General features: G+C 39.7%; 19 protein-coding genes. 12 read left to right on the top strand and 7 right to left on the bottom strand.

What is annotated here, in order from left to right:
• Position 1 precedes the first annotated feature (1 nt).
• From yciH to IE199_RS13335, 3 genes are all read right to left on the bottom strand, one after another.
• The gene (gene yciH / locus IE199_RS13345; RefSeq protein ID WP_189771307.1) at positions 2–331 is read right to left on the bottom strand and encodes a stress response translation initiation inhibitor YciH; all 330 of its coding nucleotides are present in this window, start codon (positions 329–331) and stop codon (positions 2–4) included.
• Between the two features lie 96 nt (positions 332–427).
• A complete protein-coding gene (locus IE199_RS13340) occupies positions 428–1,354 on the bottom strand; it encodes an electron transfer flavoprotein subunit alpha/FixB family protein (protein ID WP_189771305.1) in 927 nt (308 codons plus the stop codon).
• Complete coding sequence (locus IE199_RS13335) at positions 1,351–2,103, bottom strand: electron transfer flavoprotein subunit beta/FixA family protein (RefSeq protein WP_189771389.1); 753 nt, start codon at positions 2,101–2,103, stop codon at positions 1,351–1,353. Before IE199_RS13335 ends, IE199_RS13340 begins: the two co-directional genes overlap by 4 nt.
• A gap of 270 nt (positions 2,104–2,373) precedes the next feature.
• On the opposite strand from IE199_RS13335, the gene IE199_RS13330 reads away from it, so the two are divergent.
• Positions 2,374–4,023 (top strand): electron transfer flavoprotein-ubiquinone oxidoreductase, encoded by a 1,650-nt coding sequence (locus tag IE199_RS13330; RefSeq protein ID WP_189771303.1) that lies wholly within the window; start codon positions 2,374–2,376, stop codon positions 4,021–4,023.
• 215 nt (positions 4,024–4,238) lie between these two features.
• A complete protein-coding gene (gene yegD / locus IE199_RS13325; RefSeq protein WP_189771301.1) occupies positions 4,239–5,597 on the top strand; it encodes a molecular chaperone in 1,359 nt (452 codons plus the stop codon).
• Positions 5,598–5,651: 54 nt separating this feature from the next.
• Here the strand turns inward: yegD and IE199_RS13320 are convergent, their stop codons facing one another.
• Positions 5,652–6,665: a metalloprotease gene (locus tag IE199_RS13320; RefSeq protein WP_189771299.1), complete on the bottom strand. Its 1,014-nt coding sequence runs from the start codon at positions 6,663–6,665 to the stop codon at positions 5,652–5,654.
• A gap of 329 nt (positions 6,666–6,994) precedes the next feature.
• Between IE199_RS13320 and pnp the strand changes: the two genes are divergently transcribed.
• The 4 genes from pnp (at position 6,995) to IE199_RS13300 (ending at position 13,727) form a co-directional block, all read left to right on the top strand.
• The gene (gene pnp, locus IE199_RS13315; RefSeq protein ID WP_189771297.1) at positions 6,995–9,133 is read left to right on the top strand and encodes a polyribonucleotide nucleotidyltransferase; all 2,139 of its coding nucleotides are present in this window, start codon (positions 6,995–6,997) and stop codon (positions 9,131–9,133) included.
• 186 nt (positions 9,134–9,319) lie between these two features.
• On the top strand, positions 9,320–10,204 hold the full coding sequence (gene nlpI, locus IE199_RS13310) for a lipoprotein NlpI (protein WP_229854710.1): 885 nt from the start codon (positions 9,320–9,322) through the stop codon (positions 10,202–10,204).
• 12 nt (positions 10,205–10,216) lie between these two features.
• On the top strand, positions 10,217–11,581 hold the full coding sequence (locus tag IE199_RS13305; RefSeq protein WP_189771295.1) for a tetratricopeptide repeat protein: 1,365 nt from the start codon (positions 10,217–10,219) through the stop codon (positions 11,579–11,581).
• A 508-nt stretch (positions 11,582–12,089) separates the two neighbouring features.
• The gene (locus IE199_RS13300) at positions 12,090–13,727 is read left to right on the top strand and encodes a SufS family cysteine desulfurase (RefSeq protein WP_189771292.1); all 1,638 of its coding nucleotides are present in this window, start codon (positions 12,090–12,092) and stop codon (positions 13,725–13,727) included.
• Positions 13,728–13,751: 24 nt separating this feature from the next.
• Here the strand turns inward: IE199_RS13300 and tcdA are convergent, their stop codons facing one another.
• Positions 13,752–14,534: a tRNA cyclic N6-threonylcarbamoyladenosine(37) synthase TcdA gene (gene tcdA / locus IE199_RS13295; protein ID WP_189771290.1), complete on the bottom strand. Its 783-nt coding sequence runs from the start codon at positions 14,532–14,534 to the stop codon at positions 13,752–13,754.
• Between the two features lie 72 nt (positions 14,535–14,606).
• Entirely contained in the window at positions 14,607–14,873 is a 267-nt protein-coding gene (locus IE199_RS13290) for a hypothetical protein (RefSeq protein ID WP_189771288.1), read from the bottom strand.
• 106 nt (positions 14,874–14,979) lie between these two features.
• On the opposite strand from IE199_RS13290, the gene IE199_RS13285 reads away from it, so the two are divergent.
• On the top strand, positions 14,980–15,969 hold the full coding sequence (locus IE199_RS13285) for a GlxA family transcriptional regulator (RefSeq protein ID WP_189771287.1): 990 nt from the start codon (positions 14,980–14,982) through the stop codon (positions 15,967–15,969).
• 146 nt (positions 15,970–16,115) lie between these two features.
• Here IE199_RS13285 and IE199_RS13280 read toward each other — a convergent pair whose 3' ends face one another.
• Positions 16,116–17,402 (bottom strand): citrate synthase, encoded by a 1,287-nt coding sequence (locus IE199_RS13280; RefSeq protein ID WP_189771285.1) that lies wholly within the window; start codon positions 17,400–17,402, stop codon positions 16,116–16,118.
• Positions 17,403–17,819: 417 nt separating this feature from the next.
• Here IE199_RS13280 and sdhC point away from each other — a divergent pair, with 417 nt between their 5' ends.
• From sdhC to IE199_RS13255, 5 genes are all read left to right on the top strand, one after another.
• The gene (gene sdhC, locus IE199_RS13275; RefSeq protein ID WP_189771275.1) at positions 17,820–18,194 is read left to right on the top strand and encodes a succinate dehydrogenase, cytochrome b556 subunit; all 375 of its coding nucleotides are present in this window, start codon (positions 17,820–17,822) and stop codon (positions 18,192–18,194) included.
• Positions 18,188–18,535, top strand: coding sequence for a succinate dehydrogenase, hydrophobic membrane anchor protein (sdhD, locus tag IE199_RS13270; protein WP_189771273.1), 348 nt, complete (start codon positions 18,188–18,190; stop codon positions 18,533–18,535). The genes sdhC and sdhD overlap by 7 nt, the downstream gene beginning before the upstream one ends.
• The gene (sdhA, locus tag IE199_RS13265; protein WP_189771271.1) at positions 18,536–20,308 is read left to right on the top strand and encodes a succinate dehydrogenase flavoprotein subunit; all 1,773 of its coding nucleotides are present in this window, start codon (positions 18,536–18,538) and stop codon (positions 20,306–20,308) included.
• A gap of 12 nt (positions 20,309–20,320) precedes the next feature.
• Positions 20,321–21,031 (top strand): succinate dehydrogenase iron-sulfur subunit, encoded by a 711-nt coding sequence (locus IE199_RS13260; protein WP_189771269.1) that lies wholly within the window; start codon positions 20,321–20,323, stop codon positions 21,029–21,031.
• 147 nt (positions 21,032–21,178) lie between these two features.
• Positions 21,179–23,986: a 2-oxoglutarate dehydrogenase E1 component gene (locus tag IE199_RS13255; RefSeq protein ID WP_189771267.1), complete on the top strand. Its 2,808-nt coding sequence runs from the start codon at positions 21,179–21,181 to the stop codon at positions 23,984–23,986.
• Positions 23,987–24,018: the final 32 nt, after the last annotated feature.

Raw genomic sequence — 24,018 nt, 5'->3', positions numbered from 1 at the left:
CCTATCCGCCGATAAATTTTACTTTAAATCCGGCTTTTTCTAATTCCGTTTTTATGGTGTCACGCTTATCACCTTGTATTTCTATGGTTTCATCCACGACACTGCCGCCTGTACCACAGCTCTTTTTCAATTTGCTGGCTAATGCTTTTAGCTCTTTGCTATCAAGCCCTAAACCACTTATTACAATTACCCCTTTGCCTTTGCGACCTTTTGTTTCTCTTCTGACTTTTGCAACACCATCGCTCGGTGTTACTTGTTCTTGTTTTTCTTCTTTAATACGACCTTGATCGGTTGAGTAAACAAGTTGGGATAGTTGATCTTGCCAAGACATGATTGGTTCTCAATGAGGAATTTCACTCGATTATAAAAATCTTAAACAAAAAAAACCAGCCATTTGGCTGGTTCTTTATGGTCTTTGAGTATAGAACTAAAGCTTTGATTCTAACTCAGGAAGTACGTCAAATAAGTCTGCTACTATGCCGTAATCAGCAACTTGGAAGATTGGAGCTTCGGCATCTTTGTTAATTGCTACAATAACTTTTGAATCCTTCATACCTGCTAAGTGCTGGATAGCGCCAGAAATACCTACGGCAATATACAAGTCAGGAGCAACTATCTTACCTGTTTGGCCTACTTGCATATCGTTAGGAACAAAGCCTGCATCTACGGCTGCTCGCGAAGCACCAATAGCTGCGCCTAGTTTATCAGCAATACCTTCAAGTAATTTGAAGTTTTCACCGTTTTGCATGCCTCGACCACCTGAAATAACTACGCTTGCTGCGCCTAAATCAGGGCGTTCAGATTCAGTAAATTCATCACTAACATGAGAAGATGTGCCTGCATCAGTAGCTTGAGACAGATTTACAACTTCAGCAGAGCCATCTGTTGCAACTGCGTCAAAAGCTGTAGCGCGAACAGTAATCACTTTTTTAGCATCTAAACTTTGTACAGTAGCGATAGCATTACCTGCATAGATAGGGCGGATAAAGGTATCAGCTGATTCAACAGCGATGATGTCACTAATTTGTGCTACATCTAATAAAGCTGCAACACGTGGCATAAAGTTTTTACCAGTTGTTAGTGCTGTTGCCATGATCACATCGTAATCATTAGCTAACTCAAGTACCAATAAGCTAACATTTTCAGCTAATTGATTTTTGTAAGCTGCGTTATCTGCAACTAATACTTTTGAAACACCGCTAACCTTTGCTGCTTGTTCCACTACTGTCGAACAGTTTTCGCCCGCGACTAATAAATGAATGTCACCACCAATTGCCTGAGCCGCAGTAACCGTTTTTAGCGTATCTGCTTTTAATTCGTGATTATCGTGTTCTGCGTAAATTAAAATGCTCATGCGATCACCTTAGCTTCGTTTTTCAATTTTTCTACTAATTCATCAACTGTTTCAACGACAATGCCTGCTTGACGTTCAGCTGGTGGTGTTACTTTTAACAAGTTAGTACGAGGTGTTAAATCTACCCCTAAATCTGTAGCAGCTTTTACATCAAGAGGTTTACGTTTCGCTTTCATGATGTTTGGTAGTGATGCATAACGAGGTTCGTTTAAACGAAGATCTGTTGTAACAATTGCTGGAAGTGATAAAGCTAATGTTTGCAAACCACCGTCTACTTCACGTGTAACATTAACTTTTTCACCATCGACCACTACCTTAGAAGCAAAGGTACCTTGAGGTAAGCCTGTTAACGCCGCAAGCATTTGGCCTGTTTGATTGTTGTCACTATCAATAGATTGTTTACCTAGAATAACTAACTGAGGCTGTTCTTCTTCTACTACTTTATGTAGCAATTTAGCTACATGTAACGAGTCTAAATTAGCATCTGTATCGATTTGGATTGCTCGGTCTGCACCCAGAGCTAATGCTGTTCTAAGCTGCTCTTGGCAAGATTTATCGCCAATTGAAACCACTACCACCTCACTTGCGGTGCCAGCTTCTTTTAATCGAACTGCTTCTTCTACTGCAATTTCGCAGAAAGGGTTGATCGCCATTTTTACATTAGCTAAATCAACATTAGAGTTGTCAGCTTTAACGCGTACTTTTACGTTGTAATCGATGACACGTTTGATAGGAACTAGTACTTTCATCGTTGCCTCTAATTGTGCTTGTTGTAATTTACCGACTAGTCTTAAAGGTTGACTAGACATTTTTTGTTGGCTCAAGGCTACTCTTGGATGACGTGAACGTCAACGTAAATTTAAGTAGCCAAAAAGCGCATTTGATCTTGATCCAATAAATAGTCTTTTACAGCATAGTATTTACTGGCGAAAATTCTATAGGTATGATGTTATCAAACAGGTGTTTGAAAATCAAACGGGCGTTTGAATATCAATCAGTTAATAATTTTGGGGGAAATTATGGAACGCGAATCAATGGAATTTGATGTCGTTATTGTTGGTGCCGGACCAGCAGGACTATCAACTGCATGTCGTATCATGCAACTAGCACAAGAAAAAGAACAAGAGTTAATGGTATGTGTTGTTGAGAAAGGCTCAGAAGTTGGCGCGCATATTTTGTCTGGTGCTGTATTTGAGCCAAGAGCTCTTAACGAGTTATTCCCAGACTGGCAAGAAAAAAATGCCCCACTAGCTACTTCAGTTACTAGTGACGATATTTACTTTTTTACTGGTGATGAAAGTGCGATTAAATTACCTGGGTTCGGTGTTCCTAAAACGATGCACAACGAGGGCAACTATATTGCCAGTATGGGGAATATGTGTCGTTGGTTGGCAGAGCAAGCTGAAAACCTAGGAGTAGAAGTTTTTCCGGGCTTTCCCGCACAAGAAGTTATTTATAATGAAGACGGAAGTGTTGCTGGTGTACTTACTGGCGATATGGGGTTAGATCGTGAAGGAAACCCAAAAGATTCGTTTGTTCCAGGAATGGAACTACGTGCAAAATATACTGTATTTGCTGAAGGTTGTAGAGGTCATTTGGGTAAAGAGCTTATTGCTAAATTTGCTTTGGACAACGGCAAGTCTCCTCAACATTATGGTATTGGATTCAAGGAAATTTGGGACATAGCGCCTGAAAAACATCAAGAAGGTTTAGTTGTCCATACGGCAGGTTGGCCTTTGGATAAAGAAACAGGCGGCGGTGGTTACCTGTATCATGCGGAAAACAATCAAGTATTTGTTGGTATGATTATAGATTTAAACTATAGCAATCCACATTTAAGCCCATTTGACGAATTCCAACGTTATAAACATCACCCCAAGATTGCACAATACCTTGAGGGCGGCAAACGTGTATCATACGGTGCAAGAGCACTTGCAAAAGGCGGATTTAATTCATTACCTAAAATGACCATGCCGGGTGCATTATTAGTTGGTTGTGATGCTGGTACGATTAACTTTGCCAAAATCAAAGGTAACCATACAGCGATGAAAACTGGTATGTTAGCGGCAGAAACAATTGTTGAAGCGTTAGTATCTGGTGATGAAGGTGGAAACGATTTAACGGCATTTACCGAAAAGTTCCAAAACTCTTGGTTGTATGATGAACTGTATAACACGAGAAATTTTGGGCCAGCAATGCACAAATTAGGTACATTTTGGGGCGGCGCATTTAATACTATGGATCAAAATTTCTTTGGTGGTAAATTTCCAGTTAACTTTAAAGACGACAGTTTTGACCATGCTCAGCTTAAACCCGCATCAGAATGTGCAGTGATAAATTATCCAAAACCTGATAACAAATTAAGTTTTGATAAACTGTCATCAGTGTTTTTATCGAACACAAACCACGAAGAAGAACAACCGTGTCACTTAAAACTTGCTGACCAAAATATCCCTATTTCAGTTAACTTACCTAAGTTTGCTGAACCTGCACAAAGATATTGTCCTGCTGGGGTTTACGAAGTTGAAAAAACAGAAGAGGGCGACAAGTTTATTATTAATGCGCAAAACTGCGTACATTGCAAAACTTGTGACATCAAAGATCCAAGTCAAAACATAACTTGGGTGACACCTGAAGGTGCTGGTGGACCTAATTATCCCAATATGTAGGTTATTATGTAGTTGATAAAGCCGGTTTGATAGCCGGCTTTTTTGTATAGTTTGTTCAAAGCTAAAAAACTATTTTTGTGCTTTTGAGCTATTGCGATCATGTTTACTTTAACTGCCACTTTGGTTTTCCAACATTCCATTTGAATTGTGTTTTACTTGCCTTTCTAAATCATGACCTTTAAGCTACGCGGCTTTTTTGTGGTAGGGGGGATTTTATGATTGGTTTTGATTATGGCACGTCAAACTGTGCTGTTGGTGTTATGAAAAATGGGCAACCTCAATTGCTCAACTTACCCAAACATGGTCAATTAATGCCTTCGACTTTATATGCGCCAGATCGCGACGTTATCGCCAATTGGTTGCATAACCAATTGACAGCTGACCAACAGTTAAAATACAAAAAGCAAAGAATGTTACCGTTACAAAAAGGGCAAGCAGCGTTGCGTGAACTTGCATTGGACGGTATCGACAGTGATTTGTCGTTTGGGCAACATGCGTTAAGTAATTACTTAGCTGAGCCGGACGAAGGGTATTATATTAAATCGCCAAAGTCCTTTTTAGGTGCTAGCGGTTTAAAGCAGCCTCAATTTGATTTATTCGAAGATATCGTCGCATCCATGATGTCTCATGTAAAACAGCAGGCTGAGCTGTCATTAGGTAAAGAAATGACTCAAGCGGTGATTGGTCGCCCCATTAATTTCCAGGGCCTTAACGGCGAAGAAAGCAATCATCAAGCGATTAATATTCTTAGCAATGCTGCTAAACGAATTGGCTTTAAAGATGTAGAGTTTCAATTTGAACCTGTTGCTGCTGGGTTGGAATACGAGGCGTCGTTACAACAAGATACCCGTGTTTTAGTTGTTGATATTGGCGGTGGTACGACGGATTGTTCAATGATCTTGATGGGACCATCATTTATCAACAAAGTCGATAGAAGTGATGAACTTTTAGCGCATAGTGGTGAGCGAGTAGGTGGAAATGACTTTGACATACAGTTGGCTTTTCGCGGCCTAATGCCTAATTTAGGATCCGCTAGTTTGTTAAAAACGGGCAAACCCATGCCAACTAACAGCTATTGGCAGGCGGTGGCGATAAATAATATCAATGAACAAACTGCGTTTTATAGTGCTGCTAACGGTAGATTTTTACAAACATTACAGCAAGATGCCTTGCAACCAGAATTAGTTGCAAGGCTAATACAGCTATTCAAAAACAAACAAAGTTATCAGTTGGTCAATAGTGCAGAAAGAGCAAAAGTTGCTTTATCTGAAACCAATGAACACTTAGTTGACTTGAGCTTTTTAGGCGCTGAAATTAGTCAATTGATTTCGAGAGAGGATTTTGCTGAGGCTTCGAATAAAGAGTTACAAGCTATAGCAAGTTTAATGCATGAAGCCGTTGTGCAAGCTGGGTGTAAGCCTGATGTCGTTTTTGTTACTGGTGGTACGGCAAAATCTCCAGTTATAAGTGAATTTATTAAAAAAGAATTTGGTGGCATCGATGTTGTTGTGGGTGATCATTTTGGTAGTGTTACTGCCGGATTGACGCGTTGGTCAGATCGAATCTTTAAGTAATAAATAGGTATTCATAACTAAAAAGAGCCAGTGTAACTGGCTCTTTTATTGATTTTAACTTGATAGGATCTTCATAGGTAAGCTTAAAATAGGGTTGTCTGAGTCGGCAAAAAGCATCATCACAGCTATATGACCTGCAACAACCAATACATACATTACTGCAGAAAATATCTGACCATACCTATCTAGCGGAATTAAATGTGATTGATGTCGACTTCGCCACTCAAAAATAATCTCTAAGCTACCAATAAAAATAAAAAAGACCAGCAGCATCAACCCAAAGGTATAACTTACCCAAAGTCCTAACATTACGCCGGCTAAACAAGCCAATAAACCAATCCAAGAACGCATAGAGAAACTAATACTTTTTAACACATGGCCACCATCAAGTGGCAATATTGGTAATAAGTTAAATAGATTTAGTAAAGCGCTTAATACGGCGACACCTGCAAAAATTTCCATATCGGTAGCGTAATACAATACGACGCCCAAAATAGAGGTGATTAAGCCGTAAGCAGGGCCCATTAATGATATTACGACGTCTTGCCAACGGGTTGTTATTTTTTCATCGCTAACTGCTAAACCACCAACAAAGGGGATTAAATAAATGCCCTTTGTTTTAATGCCAAAATACTGCATTGCTCTTACATGACCATATTCATGAACCACTAAACAAGCAATTAACATTAACGCGAACTCAAATGAGAACAACCAAGCATAGCCTGCAACGGAAGCGCCAGCTAACGCAGCCTTTACCACTTTGGCACTTTTAAACAGTTTTAAACCAAGAGCGGCCAACCCAAGAATACCGCCTTTTTTTTCTGGCTGTAATTCAGGAATTTGTGCAAATTCAAATGGTGATTGGTTTGTTGCTATGCCCAAAGAACCCTGAGGTATCAAACTAGTGTCAAACTGAATAATCTGGTCTTCAACATTGCATTGTTGAACATTTTCGCTAATGTTAGTCAACGAAATAGCCTGTTGATCGCAGTAAACTTGTACAATGTCAGTATCGTTTAAGAAAACGATAAATTGTTTATTGGCAAAGGAAAAGGCAAGTTTTTTCATAGTCTTTAGAGTCGTGTACTGGTTCTTTGGCGCAGACTATAAAAAATTGTCGTTAATTTTAACAGTTAAATTGTCACGATAACCTGTTTTGGCGATTGGCTACATCAATGCAAATTAGAAGGGGCTTAACGCTATTTTTAGACAAGAAAATGCGGATTTGGCCTAGCAATAGCTGTTTCACTCAGTATAATGTGCCTGCCAAGATGTTTTGGCAATGTATGAAATCCAAACTGTATAATTATTTGTTTACTTGGCACAGCCTTTTTAAGAGTAAATAAACAATTGTACAGATTGGATAGTTAAAAGTTCAAAAATAAGGAATGATATTAATGTTCAATCCAGTAACAAAATCGTTCCAGTTTGGCCAACACACGGTCACGCTGGAAACTGGTGCTATTGCGCGTCAAGCAACTGCTGCTGTTATGGCAAGCATGGACGATACTTCTGTATTAGTCTCTGTGGTTGGTAAAAAAGAAGCAAAAGAAGGTCAAGACTTCTTTCCATTAACAGTAAACTACCAAGAGCGTACATATGCTGCTGGTAAGATCCCTGGTGGCTTTTTCAAACGTGAAGGTCGTCCTTCTGAAGAAGAGACACTAATTGCACGTTTAATTGACCGTCCAATTCGTCCTCTATTCCCTGAAGGCTTCACTAACGAAGTTCAAGTAATTATCACAGTAGTTTCAGCAAACCCAGAAATCGCACCTGACATTATTTCTATGTTAGGTACTTCAGCTGCGTTAGCAATCTCTGGCATCCCATTCAGTGGCCCAATTGGTGCAGCTCGCGTGGGTTACACAGACGGTAAATATTTACTTAACCCATTACAATCAGAATTACCTGCAAGTCAATTAGACCTAGTTGTTGCTGGTACAGAATCAGCAGTATTAATGGTTGAATCAGAAGCTCAAGTGCTTTCTGAAGAGGTGATGTTAGGTGCTGTGGTTTACGGCCATGAGCAAATGCAAACTGCAATTCAAGCAATTAACGAATTTGCGGCTGAAGTTGCAACACCTGCATGGGAATGGGTAGCACCAGCAGTTGACGCTGAATTAGAAGCTAAAATTGTTGAACTTGCTAAAGAGCAATTAAACGAAGCTTACCAAATTACAGAAAAAGCAAAACGCTATGAGCGCGTTGCTGAAATTCGTACGGCTGTTTTAGAGCAATTAACTGAAGCTGCTGGCGAAGAAGGTTTTAACGAAAATGAAGCTCGTAATATCTTCCACGACTTAGAAGCTAAAGTTGTTCGTGGACGTATTACTCAAGGTTCACCTCGTATTGATGGTCGTGATCCAGAAATGGTTCGTGCGCTTGACGTGATGACTGGTGTATTACCTCGTACACACGGTAGTGCGGTATTTACACGTGGTGAAACACAAGCACTTGTAACTGCTACACTAGGTACACAACGTGATGCACAACGCTTAGACACCTTAATGGGTGAAAAAGTTGATAACTTTATGCTTCACTATAACTTCCCTCCGTACTGTGTTGGTGAAACTGGTATGGTTGGTTCGCCTAAGCGTCGTGAAATTGGTCATGGTCGTTTAGCCAAGCGTGGTATTTTAGCTGTTATGCCTTCTCCTGAAGAGTTCCCATATGCAGTTCGCGTGGTTTCTGAAATCACTGAATCAAATGGTTCATCTTCAATGGCGTCAGTTTGTGGTACTTCATTAGCGCTAATGGATGCGGGTGTACCAATTAAAGCTTCTGTAGCTGGTATTGCAATGGGTCTAGTTAAAGAAGGTGACGACTTTGTTGTTCTTTCTGACATTCTAGGTGATGAAGATCACTTAGGTGATATGGACTTTAAAGTAGCGGGTACAACTGAAGGTGTTACAGCGCTACAAATGGATATCAAAATTGAAGGTATCACTAAAGAAATCATGCAAATCGCTTTAAACCAAGCGAAAGCAGCACGTACTCACATTCTTTCAGTGATGGACCAAGCGATTAACGCTGCACGTGATGATATTTCTGAGTTTGCTCCACGTATTCATACAATGAAGATCGATTCAGATAAGATCCGTGAAGTCATCGGTAAAGGTGGTGCAACTATTCGTCAGTTAACTGAAGAAACAGGTACTACGATCGAAATCGAAGATGACGGTACAGTAAAAATTGCCGCTACTGACGGCAATGCAGCTAAAGACGCTATTGCACGAATCGAAGCTTTAACTGCTGAAATTGAAGTAGGCAAAGTATACACGGGTAAAGTCGTTCGTATCGTAGACTTTGGTGCGTTTGTTAACGTATTACCTGGAAAAGATGGTTTAGTACACATTTCTCAAATCGCTCATGAGCGTGTAAATGCTGTTACTGATGTACTTTCTGAAGGTCAAGAAGTTACTGTTAAAGTATTGGAAGTTGACCGTCAAGGTCGAGTTCGCTTGAGCATGAAAGAGTGTATCGAAAAGCCAGTTGAACCAGCTGCTGAAGCTGAGCAAGCACCTGCACAAGACTAAGCCCATCGGGTTTAATTAAAAGGAGCTTCGGCTCCTTTTTTTTCCTCGTATATATTTTAAAAATACGAGTACTATTTGTGTTTTGCTTTCGAGTAAAATAATTAACCATGTTCAATAGGGTTAAGGTCTCGCATTCAATAGTGGCTAGGTTATAATCGAAGAGAATCAAATAAAAGGCAGAGTTTAGTGAAAAAATTAATGGGTGCCCTAGTTGCAACGGTACTATTAACGCAAGGATGTGCAACAACATCACAACAATCATCTTCTGTAATTGATCAATTAGTTATTGCAGAGCCACTTCCTGTTAACTATAAGAGTGAAATAGCACTTGTTCGATTAACTGACGTTATTCAACGAGCTGAAGTGACTGATGAGCAACGCGCACAGCTGTTGTATGACAGAGGTGTTATTTATGACAGCGTTGGATTGCGCTCTATGGCTCGTCTAGATTTTAATCGAGCCTTAAGATTAAAACCTGATCTAGTTGAAGCGTATAATTTTTTAGGTATTCATTACACACAACTGCAAGAATTTGATCAGGCTTATGAAGCGTTTGATTCGGCAATAGAGCTTTCGCCGGAGCATGAATATGCATATCTAAATCGTGGAATTGCCTTATATTACGGTGATAGGTCAGCGCTAGCTGTCGACGATCTTACTTTGTTTTATCAGCAAAATAGTGCAGATCCTTACAGATTGTTGTGGCTTTATATTGTTGAACGTAAAGTTGATGAGTTAACAGCGTTAGAAAACTTGAAACAACGAGCAGATGCTATCTCGCCAAGTGCCTGGGGTAAAAACATTGTAAGCCTTTATGCCGGTAAACTAACACAAGCACAGTTCTTGAAGAAGGTTACTGAGAATATATCTTCAAACAAAGAGTTTAGTGAAAGGTTATGCGAAGCATACTTTTATTTAGGTAAGCTAAATTTAATGCAAGGTAAAAAGCGCGCAGCGGCAAACTTCTATAAATTAGCATTAAGTACTAACGTTTATGAGTTTGTAGAGCATAGATATGCAAAGCTTGAACTGGAACTTATCAGAAATCCAGTTGTTAGTTTGTCTGAATAAATGTAAGTACTCATGAAGGGGATTTTAGTTGGTATTGTTATCGCGATCTCCTTCATCGTTACGGTGTTTACTCACCATACTGACATTTTGTCCTTCCTATTAAAGCATGATGTTACTGCTCGAATAGCACTTCCTTTAGCAAAGCGTTTTCATTTGAATGGGTATCATCATTTCATTCGCAACACTTCAACACAAGGCAGTATTAGATGGCTAACATCAACCACTTATTTAGCCAATAGTGATGCAATACTCGCCTTTGAATTGGCCAATTATTTTGACGATTTAGGTCGCACTGTACAGCAAAAGTTATGGTTAAAAAAAGCAAGTGAACTCAAGCATACTGAAGCAAGTTTACTTCGTATTAAAACGTTAATTAAAGAACAAAAACTCGTACTCGCTAAACAACTTCTTGACCGTGATTTTCTGAGTGAAGAGGCGCAAGCATACAATTTGTTAATTGAGCTGGCGTTGTTACAAGGAGATAAAGAAGCTTATTTTGAGGCTAAAAAGCAGTTGCAAGCCTTGGCTCCTAAATCAAACATATTAACTGAGCTTGCAAAAGTATCGATATTTTCCGATAAGTTAAACCCAGTTGAAAAATGTGATATTAGCTTTTTCCCTGTCGTGACAAATTTTACCAGTATTTTGCGAATTAACCAGTTTATCGAACAAACAAAACACAGCCGATTTGGCCAGTATGTTTGTTTTAACCCTGCTAAATATCTACCGCTTGAACAACTACACTGTCAGCACGACATCAGTAATAGGATTGATTGCCGTGTTAATGTGTTAAATACCCAGTTGCAAACAGGCTCTAGCCGATACCTGTTAGTGATGGTTCCTCAGGGAGGAGCAAACGTTAATAACGGTGTTCTTTATTTGGACCAACATGATGGTATAGATGTGTTTTATCATGAATTAGCACACATTCTAGGTTTTGTTGACGAGTACCCCTTGCCGTTAAATCACGCAAAATGTGCCAGCGAACAAACCCACTTTTCTCATAACGTTGCGGTACTAAACATAAAGCAATTAACCGCGCTTGAGAAAACTCAGAGGCGGGAGCGTATACTTGCAAATGTTCCTTGGCGGGATAAAATCTTACCGTCAACACCCGTTTATGTTGAAACGCCTGATGGTATTGAAATAGGTACCCCTGCAAATTATCAAGCTGCTGTTGGTCTTTTTCGTACCAACACCTGTAACAGGCAATCAGTCTCCAAAGGCCTTCAAGCTTACAAGCCGATTTCTATGCGCAGCAAAATGGAATACTTTGAATTAGACTTTCCTGAGCTGTACTGGCAGCTTTTTGATGAGGATAAAACTAGGTTTTTAATGCCTGCTTTTTTTACTATAGATAAATTTGCGGCACCTTAACATTAAATTAAGTGCCGCAAATTAATATGAGCTAAGAAACGTTCCTACTGCGGCGTTGCAAAGTCTTAACTCTTTTTATTTCGTCCGAGTCTTTAAGCACTTTCATCACAGGCCATGTGAAGCTTGAATTTGGGTATAACACTTTATCTACCAATACAGTATGCTGATTATTTTTGGGAGACTGCTTACTGTCATTGAACCACGAAAACAATGCCATATTTAACACCTCAAAACACAATTAAAAGTGATTAACTTATCTTTAATATGTACCGATTTAGAATAGTCTATATGTTATTTATAAGATTTTATCTCTGTTAGTAGCTTTGTAATTACTATAACTTTGGTCTTCTCTCGAATAAAAATAGAGCTATTTATTTATAGCTTATGTTGGTGTGAAACACATAAGATGAAAAAGTAGTTAAGGAGTAAGTTTTATCTATTTATGAGATAAGGATACTGTATAATTGTTACTAATTGATGTTACAAAATCGCGTAAAAATATAGGCAAATGCAGGATAATTATTTAAGACAACACTTCCCAATAATGTCAGCCAAAGTTAATGGTAAGTCTCTGATATATTTTGATAATGCTGCCACAACTCAAAAGCCGCAGTCTGTTATTGAATTAAGCAACCATGTCTATAGTGCAATAAATGCAAATGTGCACCGTGCGGCTCATGCATTAGCCGCAACAGCAACGGCAAAATATGAACACTCTCGTCGTGTCATTCAGTCATTTATTCATGCAAAAAACGATGAAGAAGTTATCTTCACTAGCGGTACAACAGAAAGTATTAATTTGGTAGCCGATTCTTGGGGCAGGCATTTTTTAACATCTGAAGATGAGGTGTTGATTACACATGCTGAGCATCACGCTAATATCGTTCCTTGGCAGCAATTATGCGAGCACACTGGCGCAACATTGAAAATAGTGCCATTAAATAAGTTTGGTCTTATCGATGTAGAAGCTTTCCAAGCAAATTTATCAGAAAAAACTAAGTTAGTAGCGTTTCATCACATTTCCAATGTGGTGGGTAAGGTAAACCCGATTAAGCAGCTTACTGCATTGGCAAAAAAGGTTGGCTCTTTAGTCTTGATTGATGCAGCGCAGTCAGTTGCTCATTGTGAACTAAACGTACAAGATATTGATTGTGATTTTTTAGTTTTTTCAATGCATAAAGCATTTGGCCCAACTGGTGTTGGTGTACTGTACGGTAAAAAAGAGATTCTAGAAAAAATGCCGCCGTATAAAACCGGTGGAGAAATGATTAAAAGAGTTAGCCTTACTCAAGGGACCACTTTTAATAAATTACCTTTTAAGTTTGAACCTGGTACGCCAAATATCGCTGGCGTTATTGCATCTGCTGAGGCCATAGAGTTTATTCGTGATAATTGTGAACATATCTATCATCAACCATTAGTGAGCTACCTGTATGACTCCCTCTGCTCAATTGATGAGGTCAATATACTATTTGATGGTTGCCCTGATGTAGGTATTTTTTCATTTACGATTAATGGACATCATCAGCAGGATATTGCTGCATTTTTTGATGCTAATGGTATCGCGCTAAGAGTAGGTCATCACTGTGCAATGCCGTTAATGGAGTACTTAAACATTGATGGTTGCATTAGGGCATCTATCAGTGCTTACAACACTAGACAAGAAGTTGATACTTTTGTCCGTTTGTTAAAAGCTTTCTTGAAGCATGATAGCGCTTTATCAGAGAAGGTTACAGCTGTTCAGGATGTGCAGCAATCTATCGTTGAGTTGTTTAACAACTGCAAAGGCTGGGATGAGCGCCATCGTCAAATCATGCTGTTAAGCAAACGGTTAGTTAGAATGCCCTCGGAGAAGCGAATCGAGGACAACCTAATTGAAGGATGTGAAAGCAAAGCTTGGTTAACTGTTACCGAACAGGGCGATGGTAAAATTAATGTCGAAGCTGACAGTGACGCAAAAATTATTCGTGGTTTATTGTATATCGTGTTAGTTGCGATTAATGGTAAAAAATCAAGCGAAGTCGAGAATTTTGATTTTAATTGCTATTTTGAGAAGCTAGGGTTACTTCAACATTTAAGCCCATCTCGTGGTAATGGGCTATTGGCCATTGTCGATAAAATTAAATCGTCAGTGAAAACTAGCTAATAAAGTTATTTTGTTAAGGGCTAGTTAACTTGCTTTACGCACTAACTTTTCTAATGCTTTACTCACAGCAAAAAATGCAAAGGTTGCTGTAACGTGTGTTGCAGCGCCAAATCCACCAGAGCAATCTAATCGCATTGCTCCATCTGGTGATTGTTTTGCGTGACAAACTTCACCACTACCATCAGGGTATTTTAGCTGCTCGGTTGAAAACACCGCATCAACTCCAAATTTACGTTTGGTATTGCGGCTAAAGTTGAAATCACGTCTTAGTTGGTTTCTAACTTTTGAAAGCAGTGGGTCTTGATATGTTTGGCTAAGATCTGTCAATTTTATCTGACTTGGATCTGTTTGACCGCCGGCCCCACCGATGGTAATAAAGGGGATTTTATTGCGTTTACAGTGCGCTATCATCTGGGTTTTGATTTTCACAGAGTCAATTGCGTCAATAACATAACTAAAATCTTGTGCCATTAGCTCAGGTAAATTATCACTTGTGACAAAATCTTCGATCAAAACAACGTCGCATTCTGGGTTGATAAGTTTAATACGTTCAGCCATCACATCGACTTTGCTAAGACCAACAGTCGAAGTCATTGCGTGAATCTGTCTGTTGGTATTAGTGGTACAAATGTCGTCTAAATCAATTAAGGTAATTTTACCTACACCCGTGCGTGCAAGAGCCTCTGCGGCCCAAGAGCCTACACCACCTATACCGACAACACAAAAGTGAGAGTTTGCGATGGCGTGAGCGCCGTTTTTGCCGTACAAGCGCTCAATCCCACCAAATCGCATTTGATAATCAGACATAACACACCAAGCGATAAAAAAGTTGGCGCATTATAATTGCTCTGCATTATTAAGCAAAGCGTGTAAGGGAGATTAACAGCAAAGTCCCTTAATCACTGGACATTTTTTGTGTTCTTTGTAAACACGAGAATCTAATCGGCCAAGTTGCTTTAACAACAGATTCAGCTTTTGCTCGATAACAACACTTACTGACAAGACCATAATGTACAAAAGTGGAAAAACGACAAAGGCGGTGACTGGGGTCATTGGATAATAAAATGGAATAACGGTTAAGGTTAATAAAACGAGTAAAAGAAATATAAGGTGGATAAACCTTAAAGTTAATATGGCATTTTTCATAATACGTCCCTCATTAATAATTGATTAGTATTTTACTTGAAGCGTTTCTGGATTCACGGTGGCACTTTTGCCATAATTGATGCTGTAAGTGACACGAGGACGAATGATGAAAATAGCGATTTTAGCAACCGACAATACCATGGTATCGGGAATATATGGCTTGTTTGATGTCTTTTTTGCGGCTAACTTTTGTATAGAAACACGATATGGCAAAAATAGTTTACAAAAACTGGATTATCAAATCGTAACAATCAACGATGAGCCAGTTAAAGGGTATAACGGTATCGATATTAAGCCGACTGTTAGCATTAAAGCATTTAAGTCGCCAGATGTTGTCATTACTTCGGCGAATGCAAAAATCGTTATTGGCTGCTGTGATAGTGCAATTGATTACCCATTTAAAGAACAGATCACCTCTTATCTCAAAGACTCTCATAGCAAAGGTGCGATATTAGCGAGTTATTGCACTGGAAGTTTTATGATTGCTGCTACAGGGTTATTGGCGGGGAAAAGTGCCACAACACATTGGCGAGTATTTGAAATGTTTCGCAAACTATACCCATTTACTAGGCTAGAAACAGATAATCTGATTGTAGATAATGGCGATACTATATGTTCAGGTGGTGCTTTGTCTTACGTAGATATGGCTTTGCACATCGTTAGTCGATTTGTCTCTAAAGACATTAGTTCAGATTGCGCTAAATTACTTGTATTTGATCCAATTCGTGAAAAACAATCACCCTATGTCAGTTTTCAGCAACAAAAAGATCACAATGATCAGCCAATTCTAAAAGCACAGGAGTATATTGAGTCTCATTATAAAAACGATATTTCAATGGACGAATTGGCCCAAAGAGTAGGGTTAGGCTCTAGAACGTTTAAACGAAGATTTAAGTTGGCGACACATGAAAACCCTATTAATTACCTGCAAAGGATAAGAGTAGAGCAAGCTAAACAAAAACTCGAAAAAACTACAGAATCTATTAATAAGATCATATGGTCTGTAGGTTATGAGGATATCAGTAGTTTCCGGCAATTGTTTAAACGATTTACTGGGTTAACACCAAAAGATTATCGACAAAAATTTGCTGCATAATCTTTGATTAAAAAGTGAATAAATATTTGAGTAATTATTTCAAATAGGTGTTTGATTTTTAGCAAATATATTCCGTAGTAATCTAAAATTTTTAGGTATAAAAAAAGGAAGCAAATTGCTTCCTTTTTATCGATAAAAATTAAATCTTATCGTTTATCTAGTGGTTGAAATTCACGATCGATTTCACCAACATAGTTTTGACGAGGGCGACCAATTTTCTGACCTGGTTGACCCAACATCTCATGCCAGTGTGAAATCCAGCCTACCGTGCGTGACATCGCAAAAATTACGGTAAACATATTTGTTGGAATTCCAATCGCTTTTAAGATGATGCCTGAGTAGAAGTCAACGTTAGGGTATAACTTCTTCTCAATGAAGTACGGATCTTCTAATGCAACTTTTTCAAGCGCCATTGCTACGTCTAGTAACGGATCTTGAATACCTAACTCAGTTAAAACTTCATGGCAAGTTTCACGCATTACTGTAGCGCGAGGATCGAAGTTTTTATAAACACGGTGACCAAAACCCATTAAACGGAATGGATCATTTTTGTCTTTAGCTTTAGCAACAAACTCGTCTACACGACTAACGTCGCCAATTTTCTCTAACATATTTAGACAAGCTTCGTTAGCTCCGCCATGTGCAGGGCCCCATAAAGACGCTACACCAGCTGCAATACAAGCATATGGGTTTGCACCTGAAGAACCAGCTAAACGAACCGTAGAGGTTGAAGCGTTTTGTTCATGATCAGCATGTAGTGTGAAAATACGGTCCATAGCTCGTGCTAGAGTAGGACTTACTGTGTATTCCTCAGCTGGTACCGAGAACATCATATGTAAGAAGTTCTCTGCGTAAGACAAGTCATTACGAGGATAAACAAAAGGTTGACCAATGCTGTATTTGTAGGCCATCGCTGCAATAGTTGGCATTTTAGCGATAAGTCTGTGTGCACTGCGAATACGTTGGTTTGGATCGTTGATATCAAGGTCGCTGTGATAGAAAGAAGACAATGCTCCAACTACCGCACATACCATAGCCATTGGATGAGCGTCTGGTAAAAATCCTTGGAAGAAGTGAGCGATTTTCTCATGAACCATTGTATGGTTAGTGATGATATCTTTAAACTCTTCGTATTGCTCTTTGTTTGGCAATTCACCATAAAGAAGGATGTAACAAACTTCTAAGTAGTCAGCATCCTTAGCTAATGCATCTATCGCGTAGCCACGGTGTTGTAAAATACCTTTGCCACCGTCAATGTAAGTAATTGAAGATTCACAAGATGCAGTTGCTAAAAAACCTGGATCGTAAGTGAAATAGCCAGCACCACCTAGAGTGCGAATATCAATAACCGGGTTGCCCGCTGTACCTTTCAGTACTGGTAATTCTGCAATATCTTTCCCATCGATACTGAGAGTGGCTTTAGATTCAGCCATATGTTTTATCCCCTATTAAATTCGATTCCTGATCGCTTTTCATTTATTAGTCGATTATACGTAATGAAAAGATAATCAGTTTTTATGAATATAAAACTGCGCCGTATTCTACTGCAAAACACCCCCCTAAAGTCAAACCTATTGTGATAAGATTAGACTAAAGTCAAAAGATAAATAAGTATCGATTAAAAAATAGACGCAACCCTTTAAAATCAAGGCAAAAATCTAGATCAAGAAAATTGTAATTAAATTCTCAGGGCTATATAATCACGTTGATCTAAGTATCGGTTCGACAAACTGAGGAAAGTTTTAGAATATTTGACTAAGATCGTTGGGGGGTTGTTTAAAAAATAGCAATTTTTTAAACGGCAATAAAAAAGAAAGTTGAAGGCTCATTAGAGCTCTTAGGCAACAATCGTGAAAAAAGAACGTCCTGTAAACCTAGATCTAACTACAATTAAAATGCAGCCAGCTGCGCATGCGTCTATTATGCATCGTGTCGCAGGTGTTATTACTGTGTTTGCTATTGGCATTTTATTGTGGGCTTTATCATTATCTCTGTCGTCAGCTGAAGGCTTTGCGCAAGTTAAGTCCCTACTTGACGGTGTTTTCTTTAAACTAATCATCATTGGCATCATTTCTGCCATTTTATACCACCTGTTAGCTGGTGTTCGTCACTTATTGATGGACATGGGGCACTTTGAAGAAAAAGGCTCTGGTATAGCAAGTGCAAAATTTGTTATTGCACTTTGGATAATTCTAACAATCGTGGCGGGAGTTGGTTTATGGTAAACAATGTTGCAACTGTAGGCCGCTCGGGCATACATGACTTTATTTTAATACGTGCAAGTGCAATTATTCTTGCTGCGTATGTCCTATATATTCTAGGCTTTTTTATTACTACACCTGAAGTAACATATGACATTTGGCAGGGCTTTTTCTCTGGTCTGTGTACTAAAGTTGCTACTGTTCTTGCACTGTTTTCTTTACTAGTTCACGCTTGGATTGGTGTTTGGCAAGTGCTTTCTGACTATGTAAAACCAGCGTTATTACGTGGCTTTTTACAATTTTTCTTTGCCGTATTGTTACTAACTTATTTAGTGACAGGCATTTTAACAGTATGGGGTGTGTAAGTGAGCGTTTCTATCCGTGAATTTGACGCCATAGTAATTGGCGCAGGCGGTGCAGGTATGCGCGCCGCATTGGCTATCTCTGAATCAGGCAAAAGCTGTGCCTTGATTTCTAAAGTTTTTCCAACTCGTTCTCACACTGTATCTGCACAGGGTGGTATTACTGTTGCGTTGGGCAATGCCCATGAAGACAACTGGGAATATCACATGTACGATACGGTGAAAGGTTCTGACTTTATCGGTGACCAAGACGCAATCGAGTACATGTGTAAAACAGGTCCTGAAGCGATTATCGAATTGGAAAACATGGGTTTACCATTTTCTCGCTTCGAAAACGGCAAAGTTTATCAGCGTCCTTTTGGTGGCCAGTCTAAAAACTTTGGTGGTGAGCAAGCCGCACGTACAGCTGCTGCTGCTGACCGTACTGGACATGCACTTTTACACTGTTTGTATCAACAAAACGTTAAAAACAAAACTAACGTATTTTCTGAATGGTATGCATTAGACTTAGTTAAAAATAGCGACGGCCACGTAGTTGGTTGTACCGCTATTGATATTGAGTCAGGTGAGGTTTGTTACTTCAAAGCACGTGCTACTGTTTTAGCAACAGGCGGTGCAGGTCGTATCTTCGCTTCAACCACTAATGCACACATTAATACTGGTGACGGTGTTGGTATGTCTCTTCGTGCAGGCGTGCAAATGCAAGACATGGAAATGTGGCAGTTCCACCCAACAGGTATCGCTGGTGCTGGTGTACTAGTAACTGAAGGTTGTCGTGGTGAAGGTGGTTACCTACTAAATAAAGATGGCGAGCGTTTCATGGAACGTTATGCACCAAACGCTAAAGATTTAGCGGGTCGTGACGTTGTAGCTCGTTCAATGATGACAGAAATTCGTGAAGGTCGTGGTTGTGACCATCCGCAATACGGTCCTCATATCAAACTTAAATTAGATCACTTAGGCCGCGAAACGTTAAACCAACGTTTACCAGGTGTTTGTGATTTATCAGAAACTTTTGCTCACGTTCATCCAGCAGAAGAGCCAATTCCAGTTATTCCTACGTGTCACTACCAAATGGGTGGTGTACCTTGTAATGTTAACGGTCAAGCAATTCATTTTGATCCGGCAACAGGTAAAGACACTATTATTGAAGGTTTGTTTGCTGTTGGTGAAATTGCGAACGTATCAGTTCATGGTGCTAACCGTCTAGGTGGTAACTCATTACTTGACTTAGTAGTGTTTGGCCGTGCAGCAGGTAACTTCTTAGGTAAGTACCTTGCAGAGACTGAATCAGGAAAAGATGCTTCACAATCTGATCTAGATGCAGCTTTAGCTCGTTATAATCGTTGGGAGTCTTCAACAAGCGGTGAAGATCCAGTACAAATTCGTAAAGACCTACAGCAATGTATGCAATTAAACTTCTCGGTTTTCCGTGAAGGTGAAGCTATGGCTGAAGGGATGAAAGAACTTACTGAGATTCGTGAGCGCTTGAAGAATGCTCACTTGAAAGATAAATCAAGTGAGTTCAATACTGATCGTATTGAGTGTCTTGAACTAGATAACTTGATGGAAACAGCGTTCAGTACTGCTAAAGCAGCGAACTATCGTACAGAATCTCGTGGTGCTCATTCTCGTGAAGACTTTAAAGATCGTGACGATGAAAACTGGTTATGCCATACCATTTACACACCTCAGACTGAAGATATGTCTAAGCGTGAAGTAAACATGAAACCAGTTCACCGTGAAGCTTTCCCACCGAAAGTTAGAACGTACTAAGGAGCATTGAAGATGAAACAAGTATTTTCTATCTACCGTTACAATCCTGACGTAGATAATGCACCTTACATGAAAGATTATGAGCTTGAAATTCAAGAAGGCTCAGACATGATGGTGTTAGACGCGTTAATCTTGTTAAAAGAACAAGATCCAACGCTTTCATTCCGTCGCTCATGCCGTGAAGGTGTTTGTGGTTCAGACGGTTTGAACATGAATGGTAAAAATGGTCTTGCTTGTATTACGCCATTATCAGCGGTTAAAGCAAACAAGATTGTATTACGTCCATTACCAGGTTTACCAGTTGTGCGTGACTTAGTTATTGATATGTCTCAATTCTATAGTCAGTATGAAAAAATTAAGCCTTACTTAATTAACGATGGCAAAGAGCAACCAGCACGTGAACATCTGCAATCTATCGAAGAGCGTGAGCACTTAGATGGTCTTTATGAGTGTATCTTATGTGCATGTTGTTCAACTTCTTGTCCGTCGTTCTGGTGGAATCCTGACAAGTTCATCGGACCAGCAGGTTTGTTACACGCTTATCGATTCTTAATTGATAGTCGTGATACTGCTACTGATGAGCGTCTTGATGGATTACAAGATGCATACAGCGTATTCCGTTGTCATGGCATTATGAACTGTGTTGACGTTTGTCCAAAAGGATTAAACCCAACAAAAGCCATCGGCCACATCAAGTCGATGTTACTGTCTCGCGCAGTATAAAATAAAATAGGGCAGAGTGGTTTCATTCTGCCCGTTTGTGTTCAGGGATATTAATGATTTTTAACGGAGTTAGGCTATAGTCTAATAGCATTAAAACTCATTATTATTTAATTTTTTGTTGCTTCTACCCTATTCAAGGAACAGGCAATGCCAGAAGGTGTAATGAAGGCTTGGTTAGAGTCTTCCCATTTGAGCGGTGCAAACACTGCTTATATTGAAGAACTATATGAATCTTATCTAGACAACTCTCAATCTGTTTCAGAAGAGTGGCGTCAGATTTTTGATAATCTCCCTAAAATTGAAGGTGCAGATGTCGAGTATCGCCATTCTGAGATTCGCGAAGAATTTCGTGAATTAGCTAAACAAAACCAAAAAACTGTCGTGGTTTCTGGTGGTAGTGATGCGAAGCAGGTAAAAGTTTTACAGCTTATTAATGCGTATCGTTTTCGTGGTCATCAAAATGCCAGTATCGATCCATTAGATCTTTGGAAGCGAGATCAAGTACGTGATTTGCAACTTTCTCATCACGACTTATCAGAAAACGACTTTGACCGCGAGTTCAATGTTGGTTCGTTCGCCAGTGGCCAAGAGCAAATGAAACTTGGAGACTTGTACAAAGCGCTACGTAATACTTACTGTGGGTCGATCGGTGCTGAATATATGCACATGACATCTACGGAAGAAAAGCGTTGGTTACAACAACGTCTAGAGTCGGTACAGTCAAAAGCTCAACTTACAACTGCTGAAAAAGAAGAACTGTTAAAAGGTTTAATTGCAGCAGATGGCCTCGAAAAATACCTAGGCGCAAAATTCCCTGGCGCAAAACGTTTCTCATTGGAAGGTGGTGATTCACTTATTCCCATGTTGAAAGAGTTAATTACACGTGCAGGTGCACATGGCACAAAAGAAGTTGTCATGGGTATGGCACACCGTGGTCGCCTTAATGTCTTAGTTAATGTTATGGGTAAAAACCCATCTAAACTATTTGACGAATTTGCAGGTAAACACGACGATTTAGTAGGCTCAGGTGATGTTAAATATCACATGGGTTACTCATCAGATTTTGTTACACCGGGCGGTAATGTACATTTAGCACTAGCGTTTAACCCATCTCATCTTGAGATTGTAAACCCTGTAGTTATGGGTTCAGTTAGAGCTCGTTTAGACAGACGTAACTGTAACGCTGGTGATTTAGTATTGCCAATTACTATCCACGGCGATTCAGCTATCGCTGGTCAAGGTGTAGTTCAAGAAACCTTCAACATGTCGCAAGCTCGCGCATTTAAAGTTGGTGGTAGTATTCGAATCGTTGTTAACAACCAAGTAGGTTTTACAACGTCTAAGCCAGAAGATACTCGTTCAGGTGAATACTGTACAGAAATTGCTAAGATGGTTCAGGCGCCAATTTTCCATGTTAATGGCGATGATCCAGAAGCGGTAGTTTTAGCAACTCAAATAGCTTTAGACTTCCGTAATAAGTTTAAGCGTGACGTGGTTATCGACTTAGTATGTTATCGACGTCATGGTCACAATGAAGCTGATGAGCCAAATGCAACTCAGCCATTGATGTATCAAAAAATTAAGAAACATCCAACTCCACGTGAAATGTATGCTGCAAAGTTAGATCAAGAAGGCAGCATTCGTTTAGATAAATCAAAAGAGCTGGCTGAATATTACCGCAAGCTGCTTGATGAAGGTCAGTGTACGGTTGAGCAATGGCGCCCAATGACAGAGCATTCTGTAGATTGGTCTCCTTTCCTTGGTCATGAGTGGGATGACGCCTATGACGGCGAGATGTCTCTGGACAAGTTAAAAACATTAGCCGACAGCATTGCTAATTTCCCAGCAGAGCTAAAAGTACAATCGCGTGTTAAGAAAATCTACGACGATCGTAAAAAAATGGCTTCTGGTGAAAAACTTTTAGATTGGGGGTTTGCTGAAAACCTAGCATATGCAGCTATTGTTGACGACGGTAAGCGTGTTCGTATTACTGGACAAGATGCAGGACGTGGTACTTTCTTCCATCGTCATGCTGTATTACATAATCAAAAAGATGCTAGTACTTACTTGCCACTTCAAAATATCAGAGAAGGCCAAGGCCCATTTGATGTGCACGATTCAGTGTTGTCTGAAGTGTCAGTATTAGCGTTCGAATATGGTTACACCACGGCAGAGCCAAATGGTTTAACTATTTGGGAAGCGCAATTTGGTGACTTCGCCAACTGTGCTCAAGTAGTATTTGACCAGTTTATTTCTTCAGGTGAACAGAAGTGGGGCCGTTTATGTGGTCTAACTATGTTGTTGCCACACGGCTATGAAGGTCAAGGTCCTGAACACTCTTCTGCGCGATTAGAAAGATTTTTACAGTTGTGTGCTGATCACAATATGCAAGTGTGTATTCCTTCAACGCCTGCGCAAGTGTTTAATATGTTACGTCGTCAGGTTGTACGCCCAATGCGTAGACCGTTAGTTGTAATGTCACCTAAATCTCTGTTACGTCACCCATTAGCTGTTTCTTCATTAGAAGAATTAGCAAGTGGTGTTTACCATAACGTTATTGGTGAAATTGACGAAGATATCAAAGCCGAAAACGTTGAACGTGTTGTGTTCTGTAGCGGTAAGGTATATTACGAGCTACTTGATCAACGTCGTAAGAACGAACAGAAAAACGTTGCGATCATTCGTGTAGAGCAACTTTACCCATTCCCAGAGAAAGAGCTTGCCGCTGAACTTGAACAGTACAGCCATGTTAAGCAATTTGTTTGGTGTCAGGAAGAGCCTCAAAACCAAGGTGCTTGGTATTGTTCACAGCACCACTTTAGACAAGCTATCCCTGACGGTACTTATTTGACATATGCTGGCCGCAAAGCATCTGCAGCTCCTGCTGTTGGTTATATGTCTGTCCATGTTAAAGAACAACAAGCGTTAGTCACTGACGCATTAAACGTTGAGTAGACCACTGTTGTGGTTAAAAGATTGTAAGGAAT

The sequence above is a fragment of the Thalassotalea marina genome (assembly GCF_014656435.1).
Taxonomy (GTDB): Bacteria; Pseudomonadota; Gammaproteobacteria; order Enterobacterales; family Alteromonadaceae; genus Thalassotalea_C; species Thalassotalea_C marina.
The sequence above is the reverse complement of the archived record's forward strand: the minus strand, read 5'-3'. Positions and strand labels throughout refer to the sequence as shown.